This is a genomic window from Bacteroidota bacterium (assembly GCA_018698135.1).
GTDB lineage: Bacteria > Bacteroidota > Bacteroidia > CAILMK01 > JAAYUY01 > JABINZ01.
This window is the reverse complement of sequence record JABINZ010000082.1, coordinates 1-23435: the sequence shown is the minus strand read 5'-3', so window position 1 is coordinate 23435 and position 23435 is coordinate 1. Positions and strand designations below refer to the sequence as shown.

24 protein-coding genes are annotated in these 23435 nt (G+C 30.6%); all 24 read left to right on the top strand.

What is annotated here, in order from left to right:
• Nucleotides 1-29: 29 nt before the first annotated feature.
• Nucleotides 30-206: a four helix bundle protein gene (locus HOG71_05045; GenBank protein ID MBT5990199.1), complete on the top strand. Its 177-nt coding sequence runs from the start codon at nucleotides 30-32 to the stop codon at nucleotides 204-206.
• A 172-nt stretch (nucleotides 207-378) separates the two neighbouring features.
• Complete coding sequence (locus tag HOG71_05040) at nucleotides 379-921, top strand: ArsR family transcriptional regulator (GenBank protein ID MBT5990198.1); 543 nt, start codon at nucleotides 379-381, stop codon at nucleotides 919-921.
• Nucleotides 922-1029: 108 nt separating this feature from the next.
• Nucleotides 1030-2103 carry an NAD-dependent epimerase gene (locus HOG71_05035; protein ID MBT5990197.1) on the top strand — a complete coding sequence of 358 codons (1074 nt, stop codon included), beginning with the start codon at nucleotides 1030-1032 and terminating at the stop codon, nucleotides 2101-2103.
• Between the two features lie 76 nt (nucleotides 2104-2179).
• Nucleotides 2180-2785 (top strand): N-acetyltransferase, encoded by a 606-nt coding sequence (locus tag HOG71_05030; GenBank protein MBT5990196.1) that lies wholly within the window; start codon nucleotides 2180-2182, stop codon nucleotides 2783-2785.
• Nucleotides 2786-2830: 45 nt separating this feature from the next.
• Nucleotides 2831-3832: a Gfo/Idh/MocA family oxidoreductase gene (locus HOG71_05025; protein ID MBT5990195.1), complete on the top strand. Its 1002-nt coding sequence runs from the start codon at nucleotides 2831-2833 to the stop codon at nucleotides 3830-3832.
• 12 nt (nucleotides 3833-3844) lie between these two features.
• The gene (locus HOG71_05020; GenBank protein MBT5990194.1) at nucleotides 3845-4954 is read left to right on the top strand and encodes a DegT/DnrJ/EryC1/StrS family aminotransferase; all 1110 of its coding nucleotides are present in this window, start codon (nucleotides 3845-3847) and stop codon (nucleotides 4952-4954) included.
• A gap of 10 nt (nucleotides 4955-4964) precedes the next feature.
• A complete protein-coding gene (locus HOG71_05015; GenBank protein ID MBT5990193.1) occupies nucleotides 4965-5915 on the top strand; it encodes an NAD-dependent epimerase/dehydratase family protein in 951 nt (316 codons plus the stop codon).
• Nucleotides 5916-5921: 6 nt separating this feature from the next.
• On the top strand, nucleotides 5922-6572 hold the full coding sequence (locus HOG71_05010; GenBank protein MBT5990192.1) for an acetyltransferase: 651 nt from the start codon (nucleotides 5922-5924) through the stop codon (nucleotides 6570-6572).
• An 8-nt stretch (nucleotides 6573-6580) separates the two neighbouring features.
• A complete protein-coding gene (locus HOG71_05005) occupies nucleotides 6581-7756 on the top strand; it encodes an N-acetyl sugar amidotransferase (protein MBT5990191.1) in 1176 nt (391 codons plus the stop codon).
• Nucleotides 7753-8361 carry an imidazole glycerol phosphate synthase subunit HisH gene (hisH, locus tag HOG71_05000; GenBank protein ID MBT5990190.1) on the top strand — a complete coding sequence of 203 codons (609 nt, stop codon included), beginning with the start codon at nucleotides 7753-7755 and terminating at the stop codon, nucleotides 8359-8361. The genes HOG71_05005 and hisH overlap by 4 nt, the downstream gene beginning before the upstream one ends.
• A 2-nt stretch (nucleotides 8362-8363) precedes the next feature.
• Entirely contained in the window at nucleotides 8364-9125 is a 762-nt protein-coding gene (gene hisF, locus HOG71_04995) for an imidazole glycerol phosphate synthase subunit HisF (GenBank protein ID MBT5990189.1), read from the top strand.
• Nucleotides 9125-9829 carry a hypothetical protein gene (locus HOG71_04990; GenBank protein ID MBT5990188.1) on the top strand — a complete coding sequence of 235 codons (705 nt, stop codon included), beginning with the start codon at nucleotides 9125-9127 and terminating at the stop codon, nucleotides 9827-9829. Before hisF ends, HOG71_04990 begins: the two co-directional genes overlap by 1 nt.
• A 60-nt stretch (nucleotides 9830-9889) precedes the next feature.
• Nucleotides 9890-10042 (top strand): hypothetical protein, encoded by a 153-nt coding sequence (locus tag HOG71_04985; GenBank protein MBT5990187.1) that lies wholly within the window; start codon nucleotides 9890-9892, stop codon nucleotides 10040-10042.
• 250 nt (nucleotides 10043-10292) lie between these two features.
• The gene (locus tag HOG71_04980; GenBank protein ID MBT5990186.1) at nucleotides 10293-11243 is read left to right on the top strand and encodes a UDP-3-O-(3-hydroxymyristoyl)glucosamine N-acyltransferase; all 951 of its coding nucleotides are present in this window, start codon (nucleotides 10293-10295) and stop codon (nucleotides 11241-11243) included.
• A 507-nt stretch (nucleotides 11244-11750) separates the two neighbouring features.
• A complete protein-coding gene (locus tag HOG71_04975) occupies nucleotides 11751-12482 on the top strand; it encodes a hypothetical protein (protein MBT5990185.1) in 732 nt (243 codons plus the stop codon).
• Nucleotides 12483-12484: 2 nt separating this feature from the next.
• Nucleotides 12485-13993 (top strand): polysaccharide biosynthesis protein, encoded by a 1509-nt coding sequence (locus HOG71_04970; protein MBT5990184.1) that lies wholly within the window; start codon nucleotides 12485-12487, stop codon nucleotides 13991-13993.
• A gap of 69 nt (nucleotides 13994-14062) precedes the next feature.
• Nucleotides 14063-15481 (top strand): hypothetical protein, encoded by a 1419-nt coding sequence (locus tag HOG71_04965; protein ID MBT5990183.1) that lies wholly within the window; start codon nucleotides 14063-14065, stop codon nucleotides 15479-15481.
• Nucleotides 15482-15503: 22 nt separating this feature from the next.
• Entirely contained in the window at nucleotides 15504-16688 is a 1185-nt protein-coding gene (locus tag HOG71_04960) for a glycosyltransferase (GenBank protein MBT5990182.1), read from the top strand.
• A gap of 23 nt (nucleotides 16689-16711) precedes the next feature.
• On the top strand, nucleotides 16712-17332 hold the full coding sequence (locus HOG71_04955) for a CatB-related O-acetyltransferase (protein ID MBT5990181.1): 621 nt from the start codon (nucleotides 16712-16714) through the stop codon (nucleotides 17330-17332).
• A 35-nt stretch (nucleotides 17333-17367) separates the two neighbouring features.
• Nucleotides 17368-18480, top strand: a complete 1113-nt coding sequence (locus HOG71_04950; GenBank protein ID MBT5990180.1) for a CapA family protein — start codon at nucleotides 17368-17370, stop codon at nucleotides 18478-18480.
• Nucleotides 18481-18497: 17 nt separating this feature from the next.
• A complete protein-coding gene (gene asnB, locus HOG71_04945; GenBank protein ID MBT5990179.1) occupies nucleotides 18498-20441 on the top strand; it encodes an asparagine synthase (glutamine-hydrolyzing) in 1944 nt (647 codons plus the stop codon).
• A 36-nt stretch (nucleotides 20442-20477) separates the two neighbouring features.
• Entirely contained in the window at nucleotides 20478-21404 is a 927-nt protein-coding gene (locus HOG71_04940; GenBank protein ID MBT5990178.1) for a glycosyltransferase family 2 protein, read from the top strand.
• Complete coding sequence (locus HOG71_04935; GenBank protein ID MBT5990177.1) at nucleotides 21376-22602, top strand: hypothetical protein; 1227 nt, start codon at nucleotides 21376-21378, stop codon at nucleotides 22600-22602. Before HOG71_04940 ends, HOG71_04935 begins: the two co-directional genes overlap by 29 nt.
• Before the next feature lie 13 nt (nucleotides 22603-22615).
• A partial coding sequence (locus HOG71_04930; protein ID MBT5990176.1) for an MBOAT family protein occupies nucleotides 22616-23435 on the top strand: 820 nt, incomplete at its 3' end.

Here is a 23435-nt window from a genome sequence, read left to right as displayed (position 1 = left end):
TTAATGCAAAGCATTATTTCACAGGGTGAATCCAATTCTTAAGTATTTCAAAAGGCTCATGTGGTGAAAGCCGATCTCAAGGCTACAGAGCGTTTGATTTTAATTACATTGATCAATCTGAACTTGATGACTTATTAGTTAGAACAGAACGATTATCAAGTAAAATAAGCAATTTTATTAAGTACTTGAAAAATTCAGACTTCTAAGGAATCAATTACAAATAGCATATACCCAAACCCTGAACGCTGAACTTCCCAAAACCTAAACCAAAAGTCCTTGTGCTCTTTGTGTCTCCTCTGTGAACTTTGTGTCCACATTTATTTAAATTTATTTTGCAATTAATTCAAAATCGAGTAGTTTTGTTACTCAATCATCCTCATGCTGGATACACTCATCACATCAAAAACACGTATAAAACTGATGTTGAAATTCTTTCTGAATTCCAGCTCCAGCTCTTATTTACGTGGACTTGAAAGTGAATTTGGAGAATCATCAAATGCTATTCGGCTTGAATTAAACCGTTTTGAGCAGGCAGGTTTGCTTGCCTCTTTTTTAAAATCAAATAGAAAATATTTCAAGGCAAATACAAAGCATCCTCTTTTTAGGGATATTCATAGTTTATTGAGGAAATATGTGGGTATCGATGAGATCATTGATTCTGTGATTGAAAAAATGGGAGATGTAAAAGAAGTATATTTAACAGGAGATTTTGCCAAAGGATTGAACAGTCAGATCATTGACTTGCTTATAGTATCTGATCATTTGGACAAAAACTTCCTGATAAAACTGATTGATAAAGCTGAAGCAATAATTACAAGAAAGATCAGGTACATTATAATGAATTTATTGGAAGCAAAGGAATATATTGAGACTCTTGACTCCACAGAATATCTGATTATTTGGAAAGAAGAAATTAGCTAATCAGAAGATTAATAAATCACGGATTACTCTTTACTCACCACTGGGATGTGACTGAGGAAGCGAAGCTATAAATATTGAAATACACATAATTCATTTTAAAATACGATAATGTCTAAATACATTGTTACTGGTACTGCAGGATTTATTGGTTTTCACACTGCACTAAAACTTATTGAAAGAGGGGAAAATGTAGTGGGCCTGGATATAATAAATGATTACTATGATCCAAGTCTTAAATATGGGAGATTAAATGAAACTGGGATAAAAGAAGAAGATATTAAATATGGTAAATTACTAAAAAGTTCTAAATATGATAATTATTACTTTATTAAATTAGATCTTGAGGATTATGGACAACTTTGCACTTTATTTGAAAAGGAAAAATTTGAATATGTAATACATCTTGCAGCCCAGGCAGGAGTGAGATATAGTTTAACTAATCCACATGCATACTTAAGATCAAATCTTCATGGATTTCTTAACATTTTAGAAGTTTGCAGGCATAATCAAGTGAAACATCTAACCTATGCGTCCAGTTCTAGTATTTATGGTTTAAATACGAAAATGCCATTTTCAACAAGTGATATTGTTGATCATCCTATTAGTCTTTATGCAGCAACAAAAAAATCTAATGAACTAATGGCTCATACATATAGCCATTTGTATAATTTACCTACTACAGGTTTAAGATTTTTTACTGTTTATGGCCCATGGGGTAGGCCAGATATGGCATTATTTATTTTTACAAAAGCTATACTTGAAAACAAACCGATTGATGTATTTAATCATGGAAATATGCTAAGAGATTTCACTTATATTGATGATATTGTTGAAGGAGTTCTTCGAGTTTCAATACGTCCCGCTAAGAACAATATAAAATGGAACGAATCAGATCCAGATATTTCATCTTCAAAAGCACCATATAAGATTTATAACATCGGGAACAGCAGACCGGTCAAATTATTACATTTTATTAAGACTATTGAAAAAGTAACAGGGAGGAAAGCCATAATTAAATTTAAACCAATGCAAGCTGGTGATGTTCCTGCTACATATGCTGATATTACAGAGTTTATTCGTGAAGTCAATTATAATCCTAAGGTAAAAATAGAAGAAGGGGTTTCCAGGTTTATCAAATGGTATTTTAGCTATTATATTAACTCCAATAGTTTGGAAAAGTGATATTTTTTTCTTATTATCAATTTATTAAGAATATAATAAGTAATGAATATTTAAAAACACCTAAAAAAGATTAATTATGAGTAGATTAAATGAAAAGAATGGTGTGTATATACATTCATCATCAGAAGTTTCTGATGGATGTAGTATAGGGAAAGGTACATATATATGGAATTTCGTTCAGATACGAGAAAATTCTATAATTGGACAAAACTGTATTTTAAGTAAAGATGTCTATATAGATACTGAAGTAGTGGTTGGAAATAATGTGAAAATTCAGAATGGAGTTTCATTATACAATGGAAATATCATTGAAGATGATGTCTTCATAGGACCTCATGCAACATTTACTAATGATCTTCAGCCAAGAGCCTTCAACAAGGATTGGAAGATAACTAAAACTTTGTTACGAAAAGGGTGTTCGATTGGTGCGAATGCCACTATTATAGCTGGCAATACTATTGGAACCTTTGCAATGGTTGCTGCGGGATCTGTTGTTACTTCAGATGTAGCATCATTTTCATTAGTCAAGGGCAATCCTGCTAGAATTGTTGGATTTGTTTGTAAAATAGGTCATAAAATGAAACAAATAAATAGTTCGACTGAAAAAGTAAGATATTATTGTGATCAATGCAATGAGGAAATATCATTTGATATGGATATCAAGATTATAAAACCTGAATAATACTGGAAAAAACTTCATTCTTAAATAAAACTTAAATAAATCAAAGTGATAAATATTGCTTTAATTGGATATGGATATTGGGGCCCCAATTTAGCTCGGAATATTTTTGAGAGTAAACATACAAATCTATTTGCTATTTGTGACCACAATACGGAAAGGCTTGAGTTTGCCAGATTAAAATATTTGGCTCAAACAAATTATTGTTTAAATTATTCTGATTTGATAAATGACAATAATGTCCATGCAGTTGCAATTGCAGTTGAAACTGAATCCCATTTCTTTATTGCAAAGGAAGCCATTTTAGCTGGTAAGCATGTTTTTATTGAAAAACCAATGACACCGAATGTCAAAGAGGCAATTGAACTAAGATGCTTGGCTAAAGAGAATAATGTAAGGATTCATGTTGATCATATTATGATTTTTCATCCAGCCATTAGAAGAATAAAAAACATGATCAACGATAATGAATTAGGTAAACCTATTTATTTTGATTCATCACGGCTTAATTTGGGAAAAATTAAAAATGATGTTAGTGCAATGTGGGATCTGGCAGTGCATGATTTAGCTGTTATCGATTACTTGATTGGCGGCATTGCACCTGATACAATTTCTGTAATGGGTGAAAAATACTGGAGTAAAAAGGAATCATTAACTTTTCTCACATTGAAATACAAAAGATTCATAGCTCATTTAAAATCAAGTTGGATATCGCCAGTTAAAGAACGCAAAATAATTGTGGCAGGTACAAAAAAAATGGTTGTGTTTGATGATATGCTAGCAGGTGAGAAATTTCTAATCTATGATAAAGGCTTTGATACTGAAGAAAAATATGAGAAAATAGAATACACTGATTATGCTGTAAAAGTAAGGATGGGTGATGTATTAATCCCCAGTATGCCAATTGAAGATGCACTATTAAACAGTGTTGAACATTTTGCAAATGCTGTTCAAAGTAATTTGGATTCGATTTCGAATGCAGATCAAGCTATTAGAATAATTGAAATACTTGAAGCTGCAGACAAACAATTAGCCATTCACAACAATTAATAATTTCTGACATTGATTTATTTATCACGTCCTTTTTTTGATGATAAGGAAATATTAGCAATAAGCGATACCCTCAACTCGGGTTGGGTTGCAGGGCAAGGCCCCAAGGGTGAGGAATTAGCTTCTATTATAAAATCAATTACTCACACTGAATACGCAATTCCGGTTAATAATTGTACTGCTGGTTTGCATTTAGCTTTGTTAGCTTTAGGAATCAAGAAAGGTGATGAAGTTATTGTTTCTGATTTTACTTTTCCTGCAACCGGACATGCAGTAATGTATTGCAATGCTATTCCAAGATTTGTTGATGTTAACTTAGATACCTATAACATTAATCCTGATTTAATTGAAGAAAAAATTAATAATAAAACAAAAGCAATCATTGTCGTTCATGCTTTAGGCCAAATGGCTCAAATGGATGTCATTAATGAGATTGCAAGAAATAATAATCTTAGAGTAATTGAAGATGCAGCTTGTTCCTTAGGTGCAAAGTTTAATGGTGTTCCAGCAGGGAAATATGGTGATATAGCAGCATTTTCTTTCCATGCACGTAAAAATGTAACATCTGGGGAAGGCGGAATTGTCATAACAGATAATGAAGAGTATGCAAAGAAAATCAGTTCTTTAGCCTGTTTTGGTATGGAATCAGCTTTTGCACGTCAAAATGAATTTAGTATTCCTTCTTTTGAATTCCTTGGATACAATTATAAATTATCTGATATTAATGCAGCAGTTGCATTAGCACAGCTAAGAAAATACGAGGATTTTCTTAGTATACGATTCGAATTAGTTTCACTATACAATGAATTATTGGGCGAGGTTGAGGATATTAATATTCCAATTCAATCAGAAAATTCACGCCATGTATATCAAACTTATGCTATTTTGGTTGACAACAAAATTGACAGAAATAAACTAATTGTACAAATGCGTAATGATGGTATTCAAACCCAAATTGGGACTTATTCTTCATTTATACAACCAGTTTATAAAAGTAAGGATACGTGCCCTAATTCTTTGCAATTATATAATTCAGCACTTGCCTTGCCTCTTCATAATAGTTTAGCAATTGATGATATAAAATATATAGTAGAAAAACTAAAAACACATATTAAAAATTAACAATATAGTAATGAATAAACCAAATATCTTGATAACCGGAGGAGCCGGTTTCATTGGAGGTCATATTACAGAGCAGTTAGTTGCAAAAGGATATAAAGTAAGAATATTTGATAATCTCTATCGTGGAGATATCTCAAAATTTGAAAACCATATTAACAATGGGGACGTTGAATTTATCGAGGGAGATATACGTTATCTTTCCAGGTTATTGGAAGCCATGGAAGGGATTGAATATGTATATCATGAAGCTGCTGACTGTATAAATAAAAGTTTACAAAATCCTGTTGAATCATTAAATATAAATGTTATTGGAACAACAAATGTTTTTGAAGCTGCAAGAATGCATAAAGTAAAAAAAGTGATATTTGCCAGTTCAGCTTCCGTATATGGCGATCCCGAAGAACTTCCTATGACAGAAGAAAGCCCATTATTGCCAATAACCCCATATTGTATTGGAAAACACTCTACAGAAAGTATAGCTAAATTTTATTCAAGATTTAATGATTTGAACTATATTGGATTTAGATATTTCAATGTGTATGGTTCACGTCAAAATGTTGATGCATATTATACTAATGTCGTTATTCTCTTTATAAAACGAATAATGAGCGGTCAAGCACCTGTAATTAATGGAGATGGTAAACAATCAATGGATTTTATTCATGTTTCAGATATTGCCAATGCAAATATCTTAGCTCTTGAAATGGATGTTAATAATCAAATTTTCAATATTGGAACAAATAAATCCACAACTGTTAAACAACTTGCTGAAATATTAATTTCAGCAACAGGGAAAGAAAATATTATTCCTCAATTTACTGGTGAAGCAAGTTTGGTTAGAGAAAGAAGAGCTGATTATTCAAAAGCTAAACAATTACTTAGCTGGGAACCTACTATAGATGTAGAAAGAGGATTGATGGAGTTAGCAAAGGATATTATTGAGAATCCTCATCTTTATTAATTAGTAATGAAAGAAATTATAATTATTGGCACAGGCGGAAATTGTGTTGACATATTAGATACAATTATTGAAATTAATAAACATCAGAACAAGAATATTTACAGATGTTTAGGTTTTGTAGATGATAATAGTAATTTATGGAATAAGTCAATTAATGGCGTTAAGGTATTAGGTGGATTGAGCGAAGTAAAAAAATACCCAAATTCACTTTTTGTTTTTGGTATTGGAAGCTCAAATAATTATATTTATAGAAATGAGTTAAGGAAGAAAATTGATGTTTCTGATGAAAGATTTGAGACTATTATTCATCCTACTGCTTTTGTGTCATCTTTATCATTAATTGGAAAAGGTTCAATAATATTACAAAATGTTACTATAGCGTCCAATGTTCAATTGAATAACTTTGTTGTAGTACTGCCAAATTCAATTGTTAGTCATGACTGCAATATTGGTGAATTTACTCTAATAACAGGTGGCGTTTGCATATCCGGTAGTGTTACAATCGGAAGAAATTGTTATTTGGGAACTAATTCAACAATTAAAGAGGGCTTGAATATTGGAGAGAAAAGCTTAGTTGGTATGGGTTCTGTAGTGATAAGAGATATTGAAAAAAATAATAAAGTAGTTGGAAACCCGGCTAGAGTATATGATAAATAGTTTTATGTATGCTGTTGAGTAAGGATATTAATAAGGCAGATTTGCAAATTTGCTCTCGATGTATTTATGATGAAAGAGTTCCTGGCATTGAATTTAATAGTGAGGGTATATGTAATTATTGCCAACAAGTTGATGATTTAATAGAGCAGTATGGATATGCTCAAAAAAAAGGAATCGATGAACTCAATAGAATAATAAGTAAGATAAAAAAATCCGGAAAAAAAAGGAAATATGATTGTGTTGTTGGTGTAAGTGGAGGTACGGATTCCTCTTATATGCTATATTTAACTAAAGAATGGGGACTTAGACCACTGGCAGTTCATTATGATAATACCTGGAATACTGCTATCGCTACTCAAAATATTAGAAAAATGCTAAGTAAACTTGGCATAGATTTATATACAAAAGTTGTTAATAATAAAGAAGCTGATGACATATTTAGATCTTTTTTTGAAGCGAGTGTTGCAGAATTAGATGCATCTACGGATTTAGCCTATGCAGAAACTATGTATAGAGCAGCAGCCAAGTACAGAATCAAATATGTTTTAGAAGGACACTCTTTTGTTACTGAGGGAATAACACCAATAGGTAAGAACTATTTTGATGGTAAGTATATTAAAAGTATTCATAAGAAATATGGTAAAATGAAGTTGAAATCATATCCTTTAATGACATTTTTTAGATTTCTATATTCAACATTATTTCTTAGAATCAAAAAAATTAGACCTTTTTGGTATATAAATTATTCAAAAGAAAATGCTAGAGAATTTTTAGAGAAAGAATTTAATTGGCAATATTATGGAGGACACCATCTGGAAAACAGAATGACATCTTTTCTTCATTCATATTATTTACCAAAGAAATTTAATGCTGATTTTAGAAATAATACCCTTTCAGCATTAGTAAGAAATGGTAAAATTAGTAGGGTTGAGGCTTGGAAATTATATAACTCTCCTCCTATTCTCGAAAATGATCTTATAAGTTATTTTAAAAAAAGATTAGCATTATCAGATGAGAATTTTGAAGCAATAATGAATAAATCGGTAAAATATTGGACTGAATTTCCATCTTATAAAAAAAGGTTTGAATTCTTAAGACCTGTATTTTTTATCTTAGCAAAGAAGAATTTAGTACCAATGAGTTTCTATCTTAAGTATTGTTTCTCAAATAATGATTTAAAATGATTGTCATAGTTGATTACGGGATAGGTAATTTAGGTTCAATTTTTAATATGTTTAAAAAGATTAAAGTTGATTCTAAGATATCAAGTGATATTAGAGAGATCGAAAAGGCTGAGAAAATATTACTTCCTGGAGTAGGAGCATTTGATAATGCAATGAAGCGAATTAATGAGTTAAAGCTTAAGCAAGTTTTAGATTATAAAGCTTTGGAACAAAAAATTCCAATATTAGGTATTTGTTTAGGAATGCAATTATTAACATCTGAAAGTGAAGAAGGTGTTGAAAAAGGCCTAGAATGGATTGAGGCTGAAACTTTAAAGTTCAGGTTTAATGACAGGAATTTGAAAATTCCACATATGGGATGGAATGTTGTCAACACTTCTTATGAAAGCCAATTAACTATGAATTTGCCTAAAGAAACCCGATTCTATTTTGTGCATTCATATTATGTAAAGGTTAAAAATGAAAACAATTCCATTTTAAAAACAAACTATGGAATTGAGTTTGATTCTGCAATACAAAAAGATAATATTTTTGGTGCTCAATTTCATCCTGAAAAAAGCCATAGATTTGGCATGAAGCTATTTGAAAATTTTTCTAAAATTTAATTATGCTTAGTACCAGAGTCATTCCCTGTTTGCAGCTTATTGATGAAAGTTTAGTAAAGACAGTCCAATTTGGCAAGTATGGTTATATTGGTGATCCAATTAATACTGTTAGAATCTTTAATGAGTTAGAAGTTGATGAATTGTGTTTCTTAGATATTAGAGCAACAGTTCAAAAAAGGCCAGTTAATTTTAAGATATTAGAGGAAATAGCTAATGAGTGCTTTATGCCTTTATCTTACGGGGGAGGAATACGAGATTTCGCAACAGCAAAAAAGATACTCTCCATTGGATTTGAAAAACTTGTAATAAATACAATTGCAGTTCAAAAGCCTGAATTAATTACTGAATTGGCAAAACATTTTGGAAATCAAAGCATTATAGTCTCCATTGATATTAAAAAGAATATTTGGGGTAAATACCAAGTATTTTCTAATGACGGTACGAAGAAAACTAAACTTAATCCAATAGATTGGGCGTTAGAAGTTGAAAAAAGAGGAGCTGGTGAATTATTGATTACATCAATGGAAAGGGATGGAACATGGAATGGATATGATAATGAAATCATTAAAGCAATCTCTGATGTAGTAAATATTCCGGTTATTGCTAACGGAGGAGCAGGTTCTATTGAAGATATTGGAAATGTAGTAAATAACGGTGGGGCTTCAGCAACAGCCCTTGGTAGTATGGTTGTATATCAGCAGAAAAGAATGGGAGTATTGGTAAATTTTCCAGACAAAGATTCTTTAAGAAAAACAATCAACTAATGGATACAAAAACTTCTTTTACGTTTGAGAGTATTGAAGCTCAATTCAGTGAAGCAATTAAACAAGGTTATCATATTATAACCTGTGCCGAATTCCATCAAAGAAAAAAAAGCGGAACACTTGAACCTAAAACACTGATCAACCGGATTGATGTTGATTTCTCCATCAAGAAAGCTGAAAAAATTGGAGAGTTTATGAACAGGTTGAGAATAAAAGCTTCATTTTTTATTCGCCTGCATGCTCCTGAATACAATCCATTTTCCTTTGAGAATTATCGTATCATTAAATATTTAATCGAATCAGGTCATGAAATTGGTTATCATTCAGAAGTAATTGATGAATCAGAAATCTGGAATGAGGATGCTGAAGAATGCTTAAAGCGTGATATTGATATCATCAATAAAATATTTAATATTAAAATATTGGGTACTGCAGGTCATGGAGGCATGACTGAATTTAACAATCTTGATTTTTGGATAAACAGAAAACCAGAAGATTTCGGACTATTGTATGAAGCTTATAGCTGGATGAATGACACTTTTTATATTAGTGATTCCGAGTGGATAAGGTGGAAATGCTATGATAAAGGTAATCTGAGAAAAGGAGATATCCGATCCTTGGGTGAGCATGCTAAAGACAATCATGAGATAATTTACTCACTTATTCATCCTGCAAGTTATTTTAATAATCACTTTTACGAATAAATTAATTCATCAATAATAGTTTAATAATAGCAAATAATCTAAACATTAAACATATTAAAAATGTATATAAGATCATACGCAAATGGTTTAATTGCCGGAGAATTAACAAACAGAACCAATGAAATACTTGATTTTACAAGCTTGGTTATTGAAAAATTAAATGTTAAACCCGGATATAAAGTATTAGATATAGGATGCGGTACAGGCAAATAAATTTTAATTATGGTAAAAAAACATAGAAGACTTCATAAGCTGGTTTCAATCCAATGAGTTATTTGATTCAAAATATTCAGATAAATGAAATACTGCAGTTGAACAACAAATTAATGATCAGGGGCAATTTAATCTAACAAAGGAGACTGTTCTTATATCATTAAAAAGCAAATAATGAAATGCTACATTTGAATGAACAATAGTTAGGGTATATATATTGATATTTCTACTGACAACAATTTTAATTAATATGAAAAGATATAAATTAATAGACATTAGAGAAGGTTTAGGTTCATTTGAAATAATTGGTAAAACTGATGATATCAGTTTTACCAATATTAAACCAATAAAAAATGCTGATGAAAATTCATTAGTTTTTATCAGTGAAGGAAAAAAAGACATTTTATCACTAATTCAAACAACATCTTCCAAACTAATTATTTGTGAAAAATCAATCAACTTGGATGACTTATTAAACTTTAATAAGGTCTTCATACTAGTTGATAATCCTAGAGTTGTTATCACAAGGATCATAAAAAAATTATTTCCAAAAATTCAAGAATCTAGAATAATACATGCCTCAGCAACAATAAATGAGGAGGCAATTATTGATAAAAATGTTTCCATTGGGCCAAATGCATATATTGGAAAATGTAAAATTGGATCGGGGGTAATCATATATGGCAATGTATATATATATGACAATGTAGAAATAGGGAAAAATACAATAATTTATCCTGGATCTGTAATTGGAGCAGAAGGATTTGGATTTATTAAAAATGATGATCAAAAAAATATTAATTTCCCACATATAGGGGGGGTCATTATTGGAGATGGTGTTGAAATTGGTTCTAATACTTGTATCGATAGGGGTTCGCTTGGTAATACAGTAATTGGTAATGGAGTTAAAATAGATAACTTAGTTCATATTTCCCACAATGTTGAGATTAGCGAAGACTCTTTAATAATTGCCAATTCATTGATTGGAGGGAGTACAATAATTGGGAAGAACTGTTGGATAGCACCTTCTTCTTGTTTACGAGACGGATTAAAAATAGGTGATAATGTAAAAGTAGGAATGGGTGCAGTAGTAACCAAAGATATACAATCTGATCAAACTTGGGCTGGTACTCCAGCCAGAGAGCTATATGAATTAAAACAACTTCAGATCATATTTAATAATTTAATTAAAGAAGCTTGAAGACTTTAAAAATTGGTTTGAATCCAGTGAGTTGTATGACCCGAAATATTAAGATGAAGTAATAGCTGTGGTTGAAAAACAAATTAATAAGCAGGGACAATTTAACCTGACAAAGGAGACTGTTCTTATATCATTAAAAAGCAATTTAGATAGAATAATATGTGGCGAAAGAAAAGCAGGGTGTTTGTAGGGCCATTAAATTTAGCAAACCTCTCTAATGCAATTGTAGAGGCTCTTAAGGGCGAAGGAATTAATGCTCGTTTTTATCAGTATGGTAATTTTGAACAGCCCTTTAATTATAAAAAGGGAAAAGTTGTTTATAAATTTAAAAACGGATTCTTTCCAAAACTGTTCAATAAAAACACTACTGCTCTGATAAACCGCCTGATAATCAATTTAATTTTCCCTTATTGGCTGATTAAGTATAATACATTCATCTTTATTTCGCCCAGGTCATTTTTACACAATAACCTTGATTTGCCCATATTGCGATTTTTTTCAAAAAAAGTGTTTTTCATCTTTGCCGGATGTGTCGAAAGAGACCCAGCCTATCAACACGATAATCCCGAATATATCTGTAATCGCTGTCTGGATGAAGAAAAAAAGGCAATGGCTTTTTGTTATAAAATTGAAAAGAAAAAAGCATTTGTACAGAAATTAGAGAAGTATTCAACAAAAATTATTTCTCAGGATGATTGTGCTTCATTTTTAAAAAACAAAAATATAGTATGGCTAATTGTGCCAGGACAGATACCAAAAAGAAAAAATTATCTGAAGAAATTCGAAGAAAACAAAATTCGTATTGTTCATTTTCCTAGTAATCCTTTAGTTAAAATGAGTCATATTATCATGCCTGTACTTGAACAATTGGATGAAAAGTATGACAATGTTGAAATTATATATAAAACAGGGATCCCCAATGATGAAGTTTTAGGAGAGTTAGAACGAAATCATATTTTAGTTGATTGTTTAGGATTAGGCTACGGTGCACTTGGCATTGAAGCTATGGCAAGAGGTTGCATTATATTTACAGGAAAAACAGGATTTATTGAAAATAAATTTCCTGATCTTCCGGTAATATGTAGCACATCTCAATCATTATTGGCGGACTTAGAAAATATTATTCAGGATAAAGAAAAACGAATGCAATTATCAATTAAATCCATGGAGTTTTACAAAAAGTATCATAGCCCAGATAAGATCGGAAAATATTATAAGGAAGAACTTGATTTGCACTAGCCTTGACTGAAATTTCAAAATTTATAAAGAATACATTAATTTACGGTATTGGAAAAGGCATTAGAAAATTTATAGGATTTTTCTTATTCCCATTTTATACTCGTGCCTTAACTCCCTCTGACTATGGAATACTGGATACACTTGCTGTTGGAATATTTATTATGACAATAGTTTTAAGTGTTGGAATGGATTCCGCTACAGGAAGATTTTTTTATGTTGCCAAAACAGAAATTGAAAAAGGAAAAGTTTTGTTTACCGGATTGGTTTTTAGGTTACTATCAATTATACCTTCTGTCATACTCTCATTGTTTTCATCGCAAATATCTATCGCTCTTTTTGATACAGATCAATATAGCTGGGTAGTATTTTTATCTTTAATGCTGGTTCCATTACAAAGCCTTGGAAGTGATCAGGAACATTTGTTCCGGTATTTTTTTGATCCCTGGAAATATAATTTTGTGACAATTCTAAGGATTGTTATCAGGGTAAGTTTGGGAATTTATTTAGTACTTGTTTTGAAAGAAGGTGTTTGGGGAGCTCAGTTGAGTACGTTTATTACATCCGTTTCGATTTTTTTCTTATCCTTTTTTAAATTTAACAGAAAACGATATTATTACCAATTTAGCTGGTATTGGGCAAAAAAAATGCTCAGATATGGTTATCCTCTTATTTTTGCAGGATTGGGTTCCTGGGTTTGTGTTTACTCCGATCGATTGTTTCTATTACATTATCATGGCACTGAGTCTGTTGGTTTATACGGTATCGGTGGAAAGCTCGCAATGACTTTACAAATTCTGGCAATGGCAGTAAATATGAGTTGGGGCCCTCACCTTATGAATAAATATGAAAGTGATACTTCTAAAAATAAAATTGAAACAAAAAAGCTGGTATCAAGTGTTTGGAGATTATTCCTGATTGTAAGTGTTACGATGGCCTCATTCCTGTCAATTTTCGGATTTGATATTATGAAAATACTTGTTCCACCAGTTTATTATGCAGGAGTTATTGTTCTTCCGTTTATATTGTTCTCAAAAATATTTGACCAGTCAGTTCAGGTGGTTGGAGGTGGAATAGAGCTGAAAATGAAAACAAAGCATTTTGCCTGGATTGTACCTTCTATGGCTGTTCTAAATGCATCAATGAATTTCTATTTTATCCCGCATTATGGAATATTAGGGGCAGCATTTACAACCATTGTAGCGAGTTTGGCTCAGATAATCATTGTATTTAATATATCTCAAAGTTATTTTAAAGTAAATATTCGAATAATTCGAGTCGTACTCTATATAGGCTTGGTTATTATTGTATCTATATTAATAAACTTCTCTGAAATAAGATATGATTATTCTATAAGTACTTGGCTAAAGGCATTGATATTTATTGTTTTGACTTTTACTCCATTTATCGTTGGAGTAGTTTCTTTTAAAACATTAAGAAAACAATTACATCTTTCTAAAAAGACTGTTAATAAAGTAACCACAAATATTATTAAAAAATTAACTAATAAATAATAATCTTTATTTTCAGGAAATATTTATTTGTCATTTATTATTACATAACATTTCTACCCTTTATAAAAAATGCTTAATTATTTAATTTTACTTTTATTAGCGTTAATTATTATACCTTTGGTTAATAAAAATCCAGATTTTTCTTTTTGGTTGTTCATCACCCTCTTGTTTGATCCTACTGGCCATATAGCAGGTCTTTTAAGCAGATCTAATTTGGGTGGGTTCAATTATATAGATATCTTCATTTTTTTATCTTTTCTTCCATTGCTATCTAATAAAGTAAATACACGTGCAGTTTTTTCTGATAAACTTTTGGGTTCGTTTTTAAAATTTTTTTTCTTTTTCATGATTTACAGAATAATTGTACATGGGATGATAGTACCAGAGCAGAGTTTAAATTATGTTCTAAGGTATCAAATTGTTCGTGAGCGAATTCCCCTTTTTGGCTTTTTATTAATTATCCCGGTTTATGTGATGGCAAAAAGAAACCTAAATTACTTCTACTATTTTATAATCTTTGCAACTATAATTCCTTTATCGTTGTATTTTATGACATTATTTTCTGGATTAGATTTGATTCCCGTTGGAACAATGGATAGATATCGTGGGCAAGGGGGAAGTGGTGTAATTCGCACTTTTATGCTCAGTAGCGGATTGAGCCTTTTTATTGTTCCAATAGCAGTTTGCGTTTATTTATTAAAGTTAAATGCAAAGTATAAAAAGATCATTTATATAGGATTTGTATTAACGGTTATGTCAATTATACTCACATTAACCAAGGGAATGTTTTTATATTTATTGGGGGTAATATTAATTACTTTATGGATTTTAAATAAATGGTTCTTTCATGCTAATATCATAAAACCTTTATCCCGGTTAGTATTTCCAATAGTTATTCTTTGGTTATTACTGATGTTAACTTTTCCAAAATATATTTCTTATTCACAAAGATTAACAAATGACATTTATTCTTTAATTTTTAAAGGAGGAGAGTTAGAAGAAGGAAGAGTTGAGGGACGAATCCAAAATCAGCTGCCCGCACATTTATACACCATTAAAAAATATCCATTATTTGGAACAGGTTTGGGGCGTCTATATGAGCAAACTGAATTCGCTGTTGAAGATTACGATGTAACTGATTTACCTATTACCGGACATATTGCACAATTTGGAATTATTGGAATTTCAATTTATATGATATTTTATTATTTAATTTTTATTCTGATTAAAAGAGTCTACTTTAAATTTAAGGCTAATAAATACAATATTTTAAAGAACTCTTTAAATCTTTTTTTAGTTTCTATAGTTGCAATCTCTTTCTTAGTAAATAAATTTACATTTGTTATTGACAAACTCTTTTCTGAGCTTACTTTAGGGAAAAATATATTTCCTATGATGATAATGATTGGGATCTTATTGTCGGTTTTGTCGAAACTAAATGTGAATAATTCCCAATCAGTAGGTAAAAGCAAATATGACAATAATTAATAGGAAAAATAAAGCTATTCTCATGATTAATTTGATGGGAAATTTTGATGGTGGTGCGCAGAAAAGATATAGTGCTTTATACAATAGATTAATTGAGCAGAATGAAGATTACTTTTTGTTAATTAATGATAAATTATATGAGAATCTTTATGAAAATAATATTCTAAAAACCAACAAAAATATATTACTATTAAAGTTCCCGGCAATAATAAAAACTGCTAGAGCTAAAGCTGCATCGGATGATAATAATTTGGTAAAGTTAAAAAAGAAGAAGAATGCAGTTAAGAGTCTTTTAGGCTCTTTAAAAACATTTTTTAAAATGTTTTTTTTATGGGTTATTTTTTCATTTCAGTTCAGAAATTACGTTCGTAAATATGCAATTAATACCATTTACAGCGTTTATACTGGTGGCATATGGGCATGGCCTCTGAAAAACATTTTTAATTTTTATTTGATTCATAGTTTTATGAATTCAGCTTTTAATACGGTACATAAAAATGTATTAAAGTTTTTTGATTCTGAGTACTGGGTATTAAAGCATTGTGATAAAATTGATTTTTTGTCGAAAGGATTAATAAAAGAAACTGAAAGAATAATTGGGCATATTAATAAAAAACGAATATTGGTTACACCAAATAGTTTTATCACTTATAAAAATTATTATGCAAGCTTTCCCAAGGACAATGCAATAGTTTTTTTGGCAAGAATGAACTCAACTAAAAATCCAATTTTGTTTCTTGAATCTTTATTAGTTTTATCAAACCGTTTTCCGGATTTCTCAACAATGAAATTCTATTTAATTGGTGACGGCACTGAAAAATCCAACATTAAGAAATTTATTCAAGAAAACAATTTTAAGAATGTACATTTTATGGGGTCAATATCAACACCCTGGGAGTACCTTCAAAAATCCAAAATTTTCATCTCTATACAACAAAAGGAGAATTACCCAAGTCAATCCTTATTAGAGGCAATGGCTTGTGAAAATGCTATTATCGCTTCGGATGTGGGAGAAACCAGATTGTTGGTGACAGAAAATGAAGGGATATTAGTTAAACTGGATGCAGAAGAAATTGCTGATGCAATTATTAAACTTATTACAAATACCAAATTAATAGAAAGGCTTGGGAAAAATGGGCGTATCAAAGCAACAAGCAATCATACATTAGAAAAGTTTACAGAATATTTCATCAATATCACAAGCTAAATTCTATTCAAAATTTAAATTTTATGCTGTCTATTATTAAAAGAAAAAGAAAGTTTCGAAAATTTAAGAAGCAATGGAACGAGAAAAATCTTCATAATCGGACTACTCCTGCCAATATTTTTCCAATTGAATTGGTTAGTATTGGAAATCATAGCTATGGCTCAATTAATATTTTCTCCTGGAATACACCTGGTGAAAAGCTAATTATTGGACACATTGTATCAATTGGTCCTGGAGTTAAATTCGTTTTAGGTGGAAATCACAATCACAATCATTTCTCAACCTATCCTTTCAAAGTCAAATTTTTAAAAGAAAAGTTCGAAGCAACTTCAAAAGGAAACATCATTATCGAAGATGATGTTTGGATTGGGATGAACACCCTAATATTGTCAGGTGTAAGTATCGGAAAGGGAAGTATTATTGGTGCCGGAAGTATTGTAACAAAAGATATAGAGCCATTTAGTATTGTTGCGGGAAATCCTGCAAAAATGATAGGCTTGCGGTTCACAAAGCATATCCGAGATAAATTATTGAAATTGGATTATTCTATAATTGATAAAGATTTTGTTGAATCCAATACTGACTTATTATATGCTGATCTCAATGAGAATGCTATAAATTACATCCAGCAGATATTTAAATAAAATAGATTTATCTATATCTTGAATGGTATGAAATTATGTCAGGAATAGTATTAATAGGTGATTCATTATTTAATAATGTGGATTTAACTATAGATCCAGAGATTATTAAAATCTGTAAAAATGCAGAATTGGTAGCTATTAATCTTGAAGGGCCAATTACATCTGCAAAACCACGAGCCGGTAGATCATATGGTATATCCTCCTCTGAAGACTCAATTAGGTTTTTAAAAGAACTAAATGTCAAAATTGCGATTATTGCAAATAATCATATTATGGATTGTGGTGAAGACGGATTGATTGACACAATAAATATTTTGAAACAAAATGATATTCTGATTGTAGGGGCTGGTCTGGACTTAGATGAAAAGTATCAGGAAATTATCATTGAAAATGAAAAGCGCAAAGTAGTTGTCCTGGCTTACACCCACCACGAAGGTCCCATGTTTGAGTCAAAAAATATTGGGCCATTTTCTTTGCCTCAAAGGAATCAATTAGAAAAAACCCTTAAGAAGTACATTGATGATGGTTATTTTACGATTCTAAGTTATCATGGCGGTGAAGAGTATTTTAGTGTTCCATGGCCACGCAGAAGAAGTTTCTTTCTCAGATTGAATAAACTTGGTGTAAATATTATTTATGGTACTCATGCACATGCAATTCAGCCTATTGAGATCATAGACAACAAATTAGTAAACTATAGCACAGGGAATTTTTATTTTGATGTGTTGACTCAAAAAAAGAAAAAGGGAACCAACGAGGGCTACTTTATTGAACATGATAATAGGAGTGTAAAACAGCATTTCTATAAAACGAATTGGGATAATAGCACCCTAGTTTACAACTCTGTTAAAACGTATGATCTTACTAAAAATCATGTCTTTGAAAATACGATTTATTTAAAGCAGTGGATTGATGAATGTAAAGAGCTATTAACATATTCATTAAAAAGAACAAAAGACATTTCATTTGATAATGTTCTCACGAAGTATTTAAGAAGGATAAGAAAATCATTCAATCAACTCAAAGCTATTAAAAGAGGACCTAAGAGAAGCAGGGATATAGATATTCTAATGTGTTCCTTGCCTTTGATCAGGAAACCATACGCTAAATGGGTTTTGAAAAGCGGATACAAAAAGTTTGATTTCTAAAAATAAATTTTGCATATATGTCAGGAATCGTAGGCATTATAAACTTAAAGTCTAAGAATACTTTACAGGCTCAGCATATTGAAAGCATGAATAATGCTATTAAACACAGAGGTCCTGATGATGAGGGATATGTACTTTTCAATAACAATGTACAATATTTCTTTTCTGGAAACAATACTCCTTCATTAAAGGAAAAAATAACTGTACCAGATTTTTTCCCATCAAATAATATTCAGGAAGCTTACGAACTTCAATCGCAAATTGCATTTGGTTCACGAAGATTAAACGTTGGTGTATTTAAAAGTACTGACCATCAGCCGATGAGTTATAAGAACAGATATTGGATTGTTTATGATGGAGAAATCTTCAATTCTGAAGAGATAAAAGCAGAGCTCTTTAAATATGGCCATACTTTTCAAACCACATCAGATACTGAAGCCATAATTGCTGCTTATGATCAATGGGGTATCGATTGCTTCAATAAATTTAATGGGAATTGGGTTTTTGCAATTTATGATACAGAAGAATGTAAAATAATTGTTTCGCGTGATCGTTTTGGGATGAAGCCTTTATATTACTATAAGGACGATAATCGATTTATTTTTGCTTCTGAAATTAAAGCCCTGCTCTGTAGTCCTGATGTTAAATCTTCTCCTAACATTCCCTATATAAAGGATTTTTATGCTAATGGAACAAAAGAGCATTTAAGGGAAACCTCTTTTACAAATATTTATAGGTTTGCTATCTCAAGTTTCATTGAAGTGTCAATAGATGAACTGATTGATGGCATCAAAGAGAAACGATTTTGGACTGCTAAAGCTACATTAGATAATGAAAAATTTGATAAAAACAAAGCAGCAATCTATTCAACAAAATACAATGAGATTCTTTCAGACGCTGTAAAAATCAGAACAAAGGATGTTAAAGTTGGGACAACTTTATCAGGCGGACTTGATAGCTCTACAATAGCATATTATGTGGATAAGCATCTTTCCAACGAAAACAGAGCTGATGATCATGAATCTTTTTCGAGTGTTTATAAGGGGGACGAAAAAAAAATATGGGATGAAAGTGAATTTATAGATACAGTTGTAGATTATCTGAATATAAAATCAAATCGGGTAGAGCCAATAGCAAACGATATTATCACGGATTATGAAAGAGTAATCTTTTCCATGGAAAATCCTCCTGACAGTACTGGAATGTCGGGCTGGGTTGTATATAAAGACATGCACAATAAAAATTTTAAGGTAGCTATTGATGGTGTTGGTGCTGATGGACAAATGGGTGGTTTCTTTAAATATTTTATTTCCTATATCATTGATGCACCTTTAGTAAGTTTACTTAAGGAATATATAAGTCTTAACAAATTGCCTAATCTAAACAGAAAAAAATTCTTTTTCGCAACCCTTATCAATCTGCTAAAGCGATTGCTGGGCCGAAAAATGATTGTTAAACTATTCAAAAAATATAATAAGAAAACGGATCTGACGGTTCCGCTTAATCAAAAATTCTTGAATGACACCATGTTTACACTAGCCACCCCATTACATTATCACGATAGTTTAAACATGCCAAATTCTGTAGTATCCCGTGCTCCATTCCTGGATTATCGATTAGTTGAATTTTTGGCTTCTATTCCTATCGTATATAAAATCCATGACGGATGGACAAAACATATTGCAAGAATTGCAATGCAGAATAAACTTCCAGATGATATTGTATGGCGAAAAGACAAACTTGGATTTGCAAATGCAGATGACTATTGGCTTAGAGGTGAGCTTAAGGATTGGTGTTGTTTGAAAATTGAATCATCTACGTTGTTAAAAGATATGAATTGGGGACAAAATATTCTAGAAACAATTGAAAAAATGCCTCTTCGGAAATTAGTTAGATTGTTGAATATCAGCGTTTGGGAAGAGGTTTTTTGGAATAGAAATAAGAAATTTATTCAAAATTAATAGCTAGATTATTTCAAATACAACATAGATTAGTATATGAAGAAGGTTACTATATTGTTAGTATTGTATAATGAGGAAAAACATATTAAACCACTTGCAGATTCATTGCTAGCTCAGTCTTTTCAAAATGTTAGCTATTATGCTTTAGATAATAACTCAAGTGATAGGTCTGCTTCAATACTAAAAAAATACTTACCTAATGTAATTCTATTTCGTTCAGAAGAAAATTGGGGTTTTGCAAAAGGAAATAATTATTTGGCTCAAAAGGCAGTTGATGATGGATGCGATTACTTTTTCGTTCTTAACACCGATATGGTTTTAGATACTTTATGCATTGAAGAACTTGTTAAACTTGCTGAAAGCAATACTGATATTGGTGCAATTTCTCCTTTGGTTTTTTTCGGTCATGCCTCCAAAAAAAATCAGTCTGTAATTCAGTCATTTGATATAAACATCTCATTTCGCTCAGGAAAAGTGATTAATACTTGCACGAATCAAATTTTTGAGGATTTAGGTTTGCCAGAAAAACAAGAAGTGAATTTTATGCATGGAGGTGCACTGTTTCTGAAAACTAAAGTTTACAATAAGATCGGACTTTTTGAAGAAGAGAACTTCATGTATGGTGATGAACTTGAATTTGCTTATAAATTTAGTTTGACAAAATATAAAATGTTGGTGACCCAAAATGCTAAAGCGTGGCATTATCATGTTTGGTCAAAAAATAACAAAGAAGGATATTATTTTAAATATTATTATATAAAAAGAAATAAAGCACTATTTTTCCATAGACATAAGCAATATGTGAATATTCTTGTATATGTTTTCAAGGAAATTATTTTTCTTCCAATAAAAATTAAATGGGCTCTAAGAATAGCAGATTTCAAGTTAATTAAATTTTATTATTGGGGTATATGGGATGGAATTAGAAGAAAAAATGGAAAAGCAACAATCAATTTCAGCTAACAAACGTAAAACAATTTCTTTCTATAAATACAGAGCTGTCTTTAGAGAAAATGGTGACCAAACGAATTTTTCAAATATCGTTAAGTTTTTAATGCCGCATCTTGATAATAATAATTATAAGGTCAATATCGTTTCCTTTAATAATTTTAAAAATAGCATTGAAACAAACCGAAAGTATATCCCTCAAAATGAACATTTGAATGGGGTTTATTTTTTATCATTTAAGAGGATTTTCCCACGCAAAAAAAATATCTATCAGGCTCTTGAAATGTTTATTAATATCATTCGATTTTTATATTCCATCAATAAATATAGGCCCGATATAGTTTATGTTTATGGCGACACACCTCTTTTCATAGCCTCTTTAGCAAAGCTGTTTTCATCTTATAAGATAGTATATGATAAAAGGGGAGATTACATTGATGAATTAGAGAAATTAGGAGCATCAAAGAGGAAATTGGGATGGTTGAAAAAAATTCTGGCTTATTCTGAACGTAAAATTGAATTTACCTATGTAGTTTCAGATACCTATAAAAAAGACCAAAATAATAGCACAATTATTCCAAAGTATAATTATTTTGATAAGAATATTTTTTACTATTCTGAAAAAGAAATGTTGGCAAAAAGAGCAATGTTGAATCTCAGTAATAAATTTGTGTTTGTCTATACAGGATCTTCCTATCACTATCAGATGGTAGAAGAAACAGTGCTTTTTTTCTCAAAGTTTAACAAGGTTTTTAAGGATTCATTTTTTATCGTACTCACAGAAAGTGATCATAATGATTTTATTAAATACTTTAAAAAATATAATGTCTCTGAAGGTTCTTATTCTGTGAGCTCTATGACCCAAAAAGAATTGTGTAGTATTCAAATGATAGCTGATTTAGCGTTTTTATTCAGAGCGGATTTACCACTTAATCGAAATTCTTTCCCAACCAAATTTGCCGAATATCTGGCCAATGGGATTCCAGTGCTTACAACCGAGTTTATTGAAACAATAGTCCCAATGATAAAAAATAATGGATTAGGAGAAATTATTGATTTATCCATTGATGATACTGATATTATTTATGAAATTCACAAAAAATATCTATCCAATTTAGAAGTTAAACAAAAGTGCGCAGATTATTCAAATATTCATTTGCAGTGGCAAAAGAAATCTTTTGATCATTTCAAGCAAATTGATGCCATTATTTAATATTATCTACTAAATGTTATTTAATTCAATAGAGTTTGCAATATTTTTACCCATTGTATTCTTGCTATATTGGTCTGTAGTAAGTAAAAACATTAAAATTCAAAATAGCTTTCTTTTAATAGCTAGTTATGTGTTTTATGGTTGGTGGGATTGGAGATTTTTGTCTCTTATAATCTTTAGTTCATTTGTAGATTATCTGGTTGGCAGAGGCTTATCAAAAACTGCTGAGAAATCCAAAAGGTTACTTTTATTACTAATAAGTATTTTTGTCAATCTTGGATTTCTTGGTTTTTTTAAATATTTTGATTTCTTTGCTGAATCATTTTCAGAAGCATTTACTTTACTGGGATCCCATATTGAAATTTCTCGTTTAAATATTATTTTACCTGTTGGAATAAGCTTTTATACCTTTCAAACTCTAAGTTATTCAATAGATGTTTATAAGCGAAAACTTGAACCAACAAAAGATATTATTTCATTTTTCACTTTTGTAAGTTTTTTCCCTCAGCTTGTTGCTGGACCTATTGAAAGAGCAACTAATTTATTGCCTCAATTTTACAAAAAAAGAATATTTGATTATTCTAAAGCAGTTGATGGAACTCGCCAGATCTTATGGGGACTTTTTAAGAAAATGGTAATTGCTGACAATTGTGCGAATTATGCTAATGATATATTTAATAATTATACTGATTATTCTGGAAGTTTACTGTTATTAGGTGTTGTGTACTTTGCATTTCAGATTTATGGTGATTTTTCTGGCTATTCTGATATTGCAATTGGAACTTCTCGCTTGTTTGGATTCAATTTAAAACAGAATTTTAATTTTCCATATT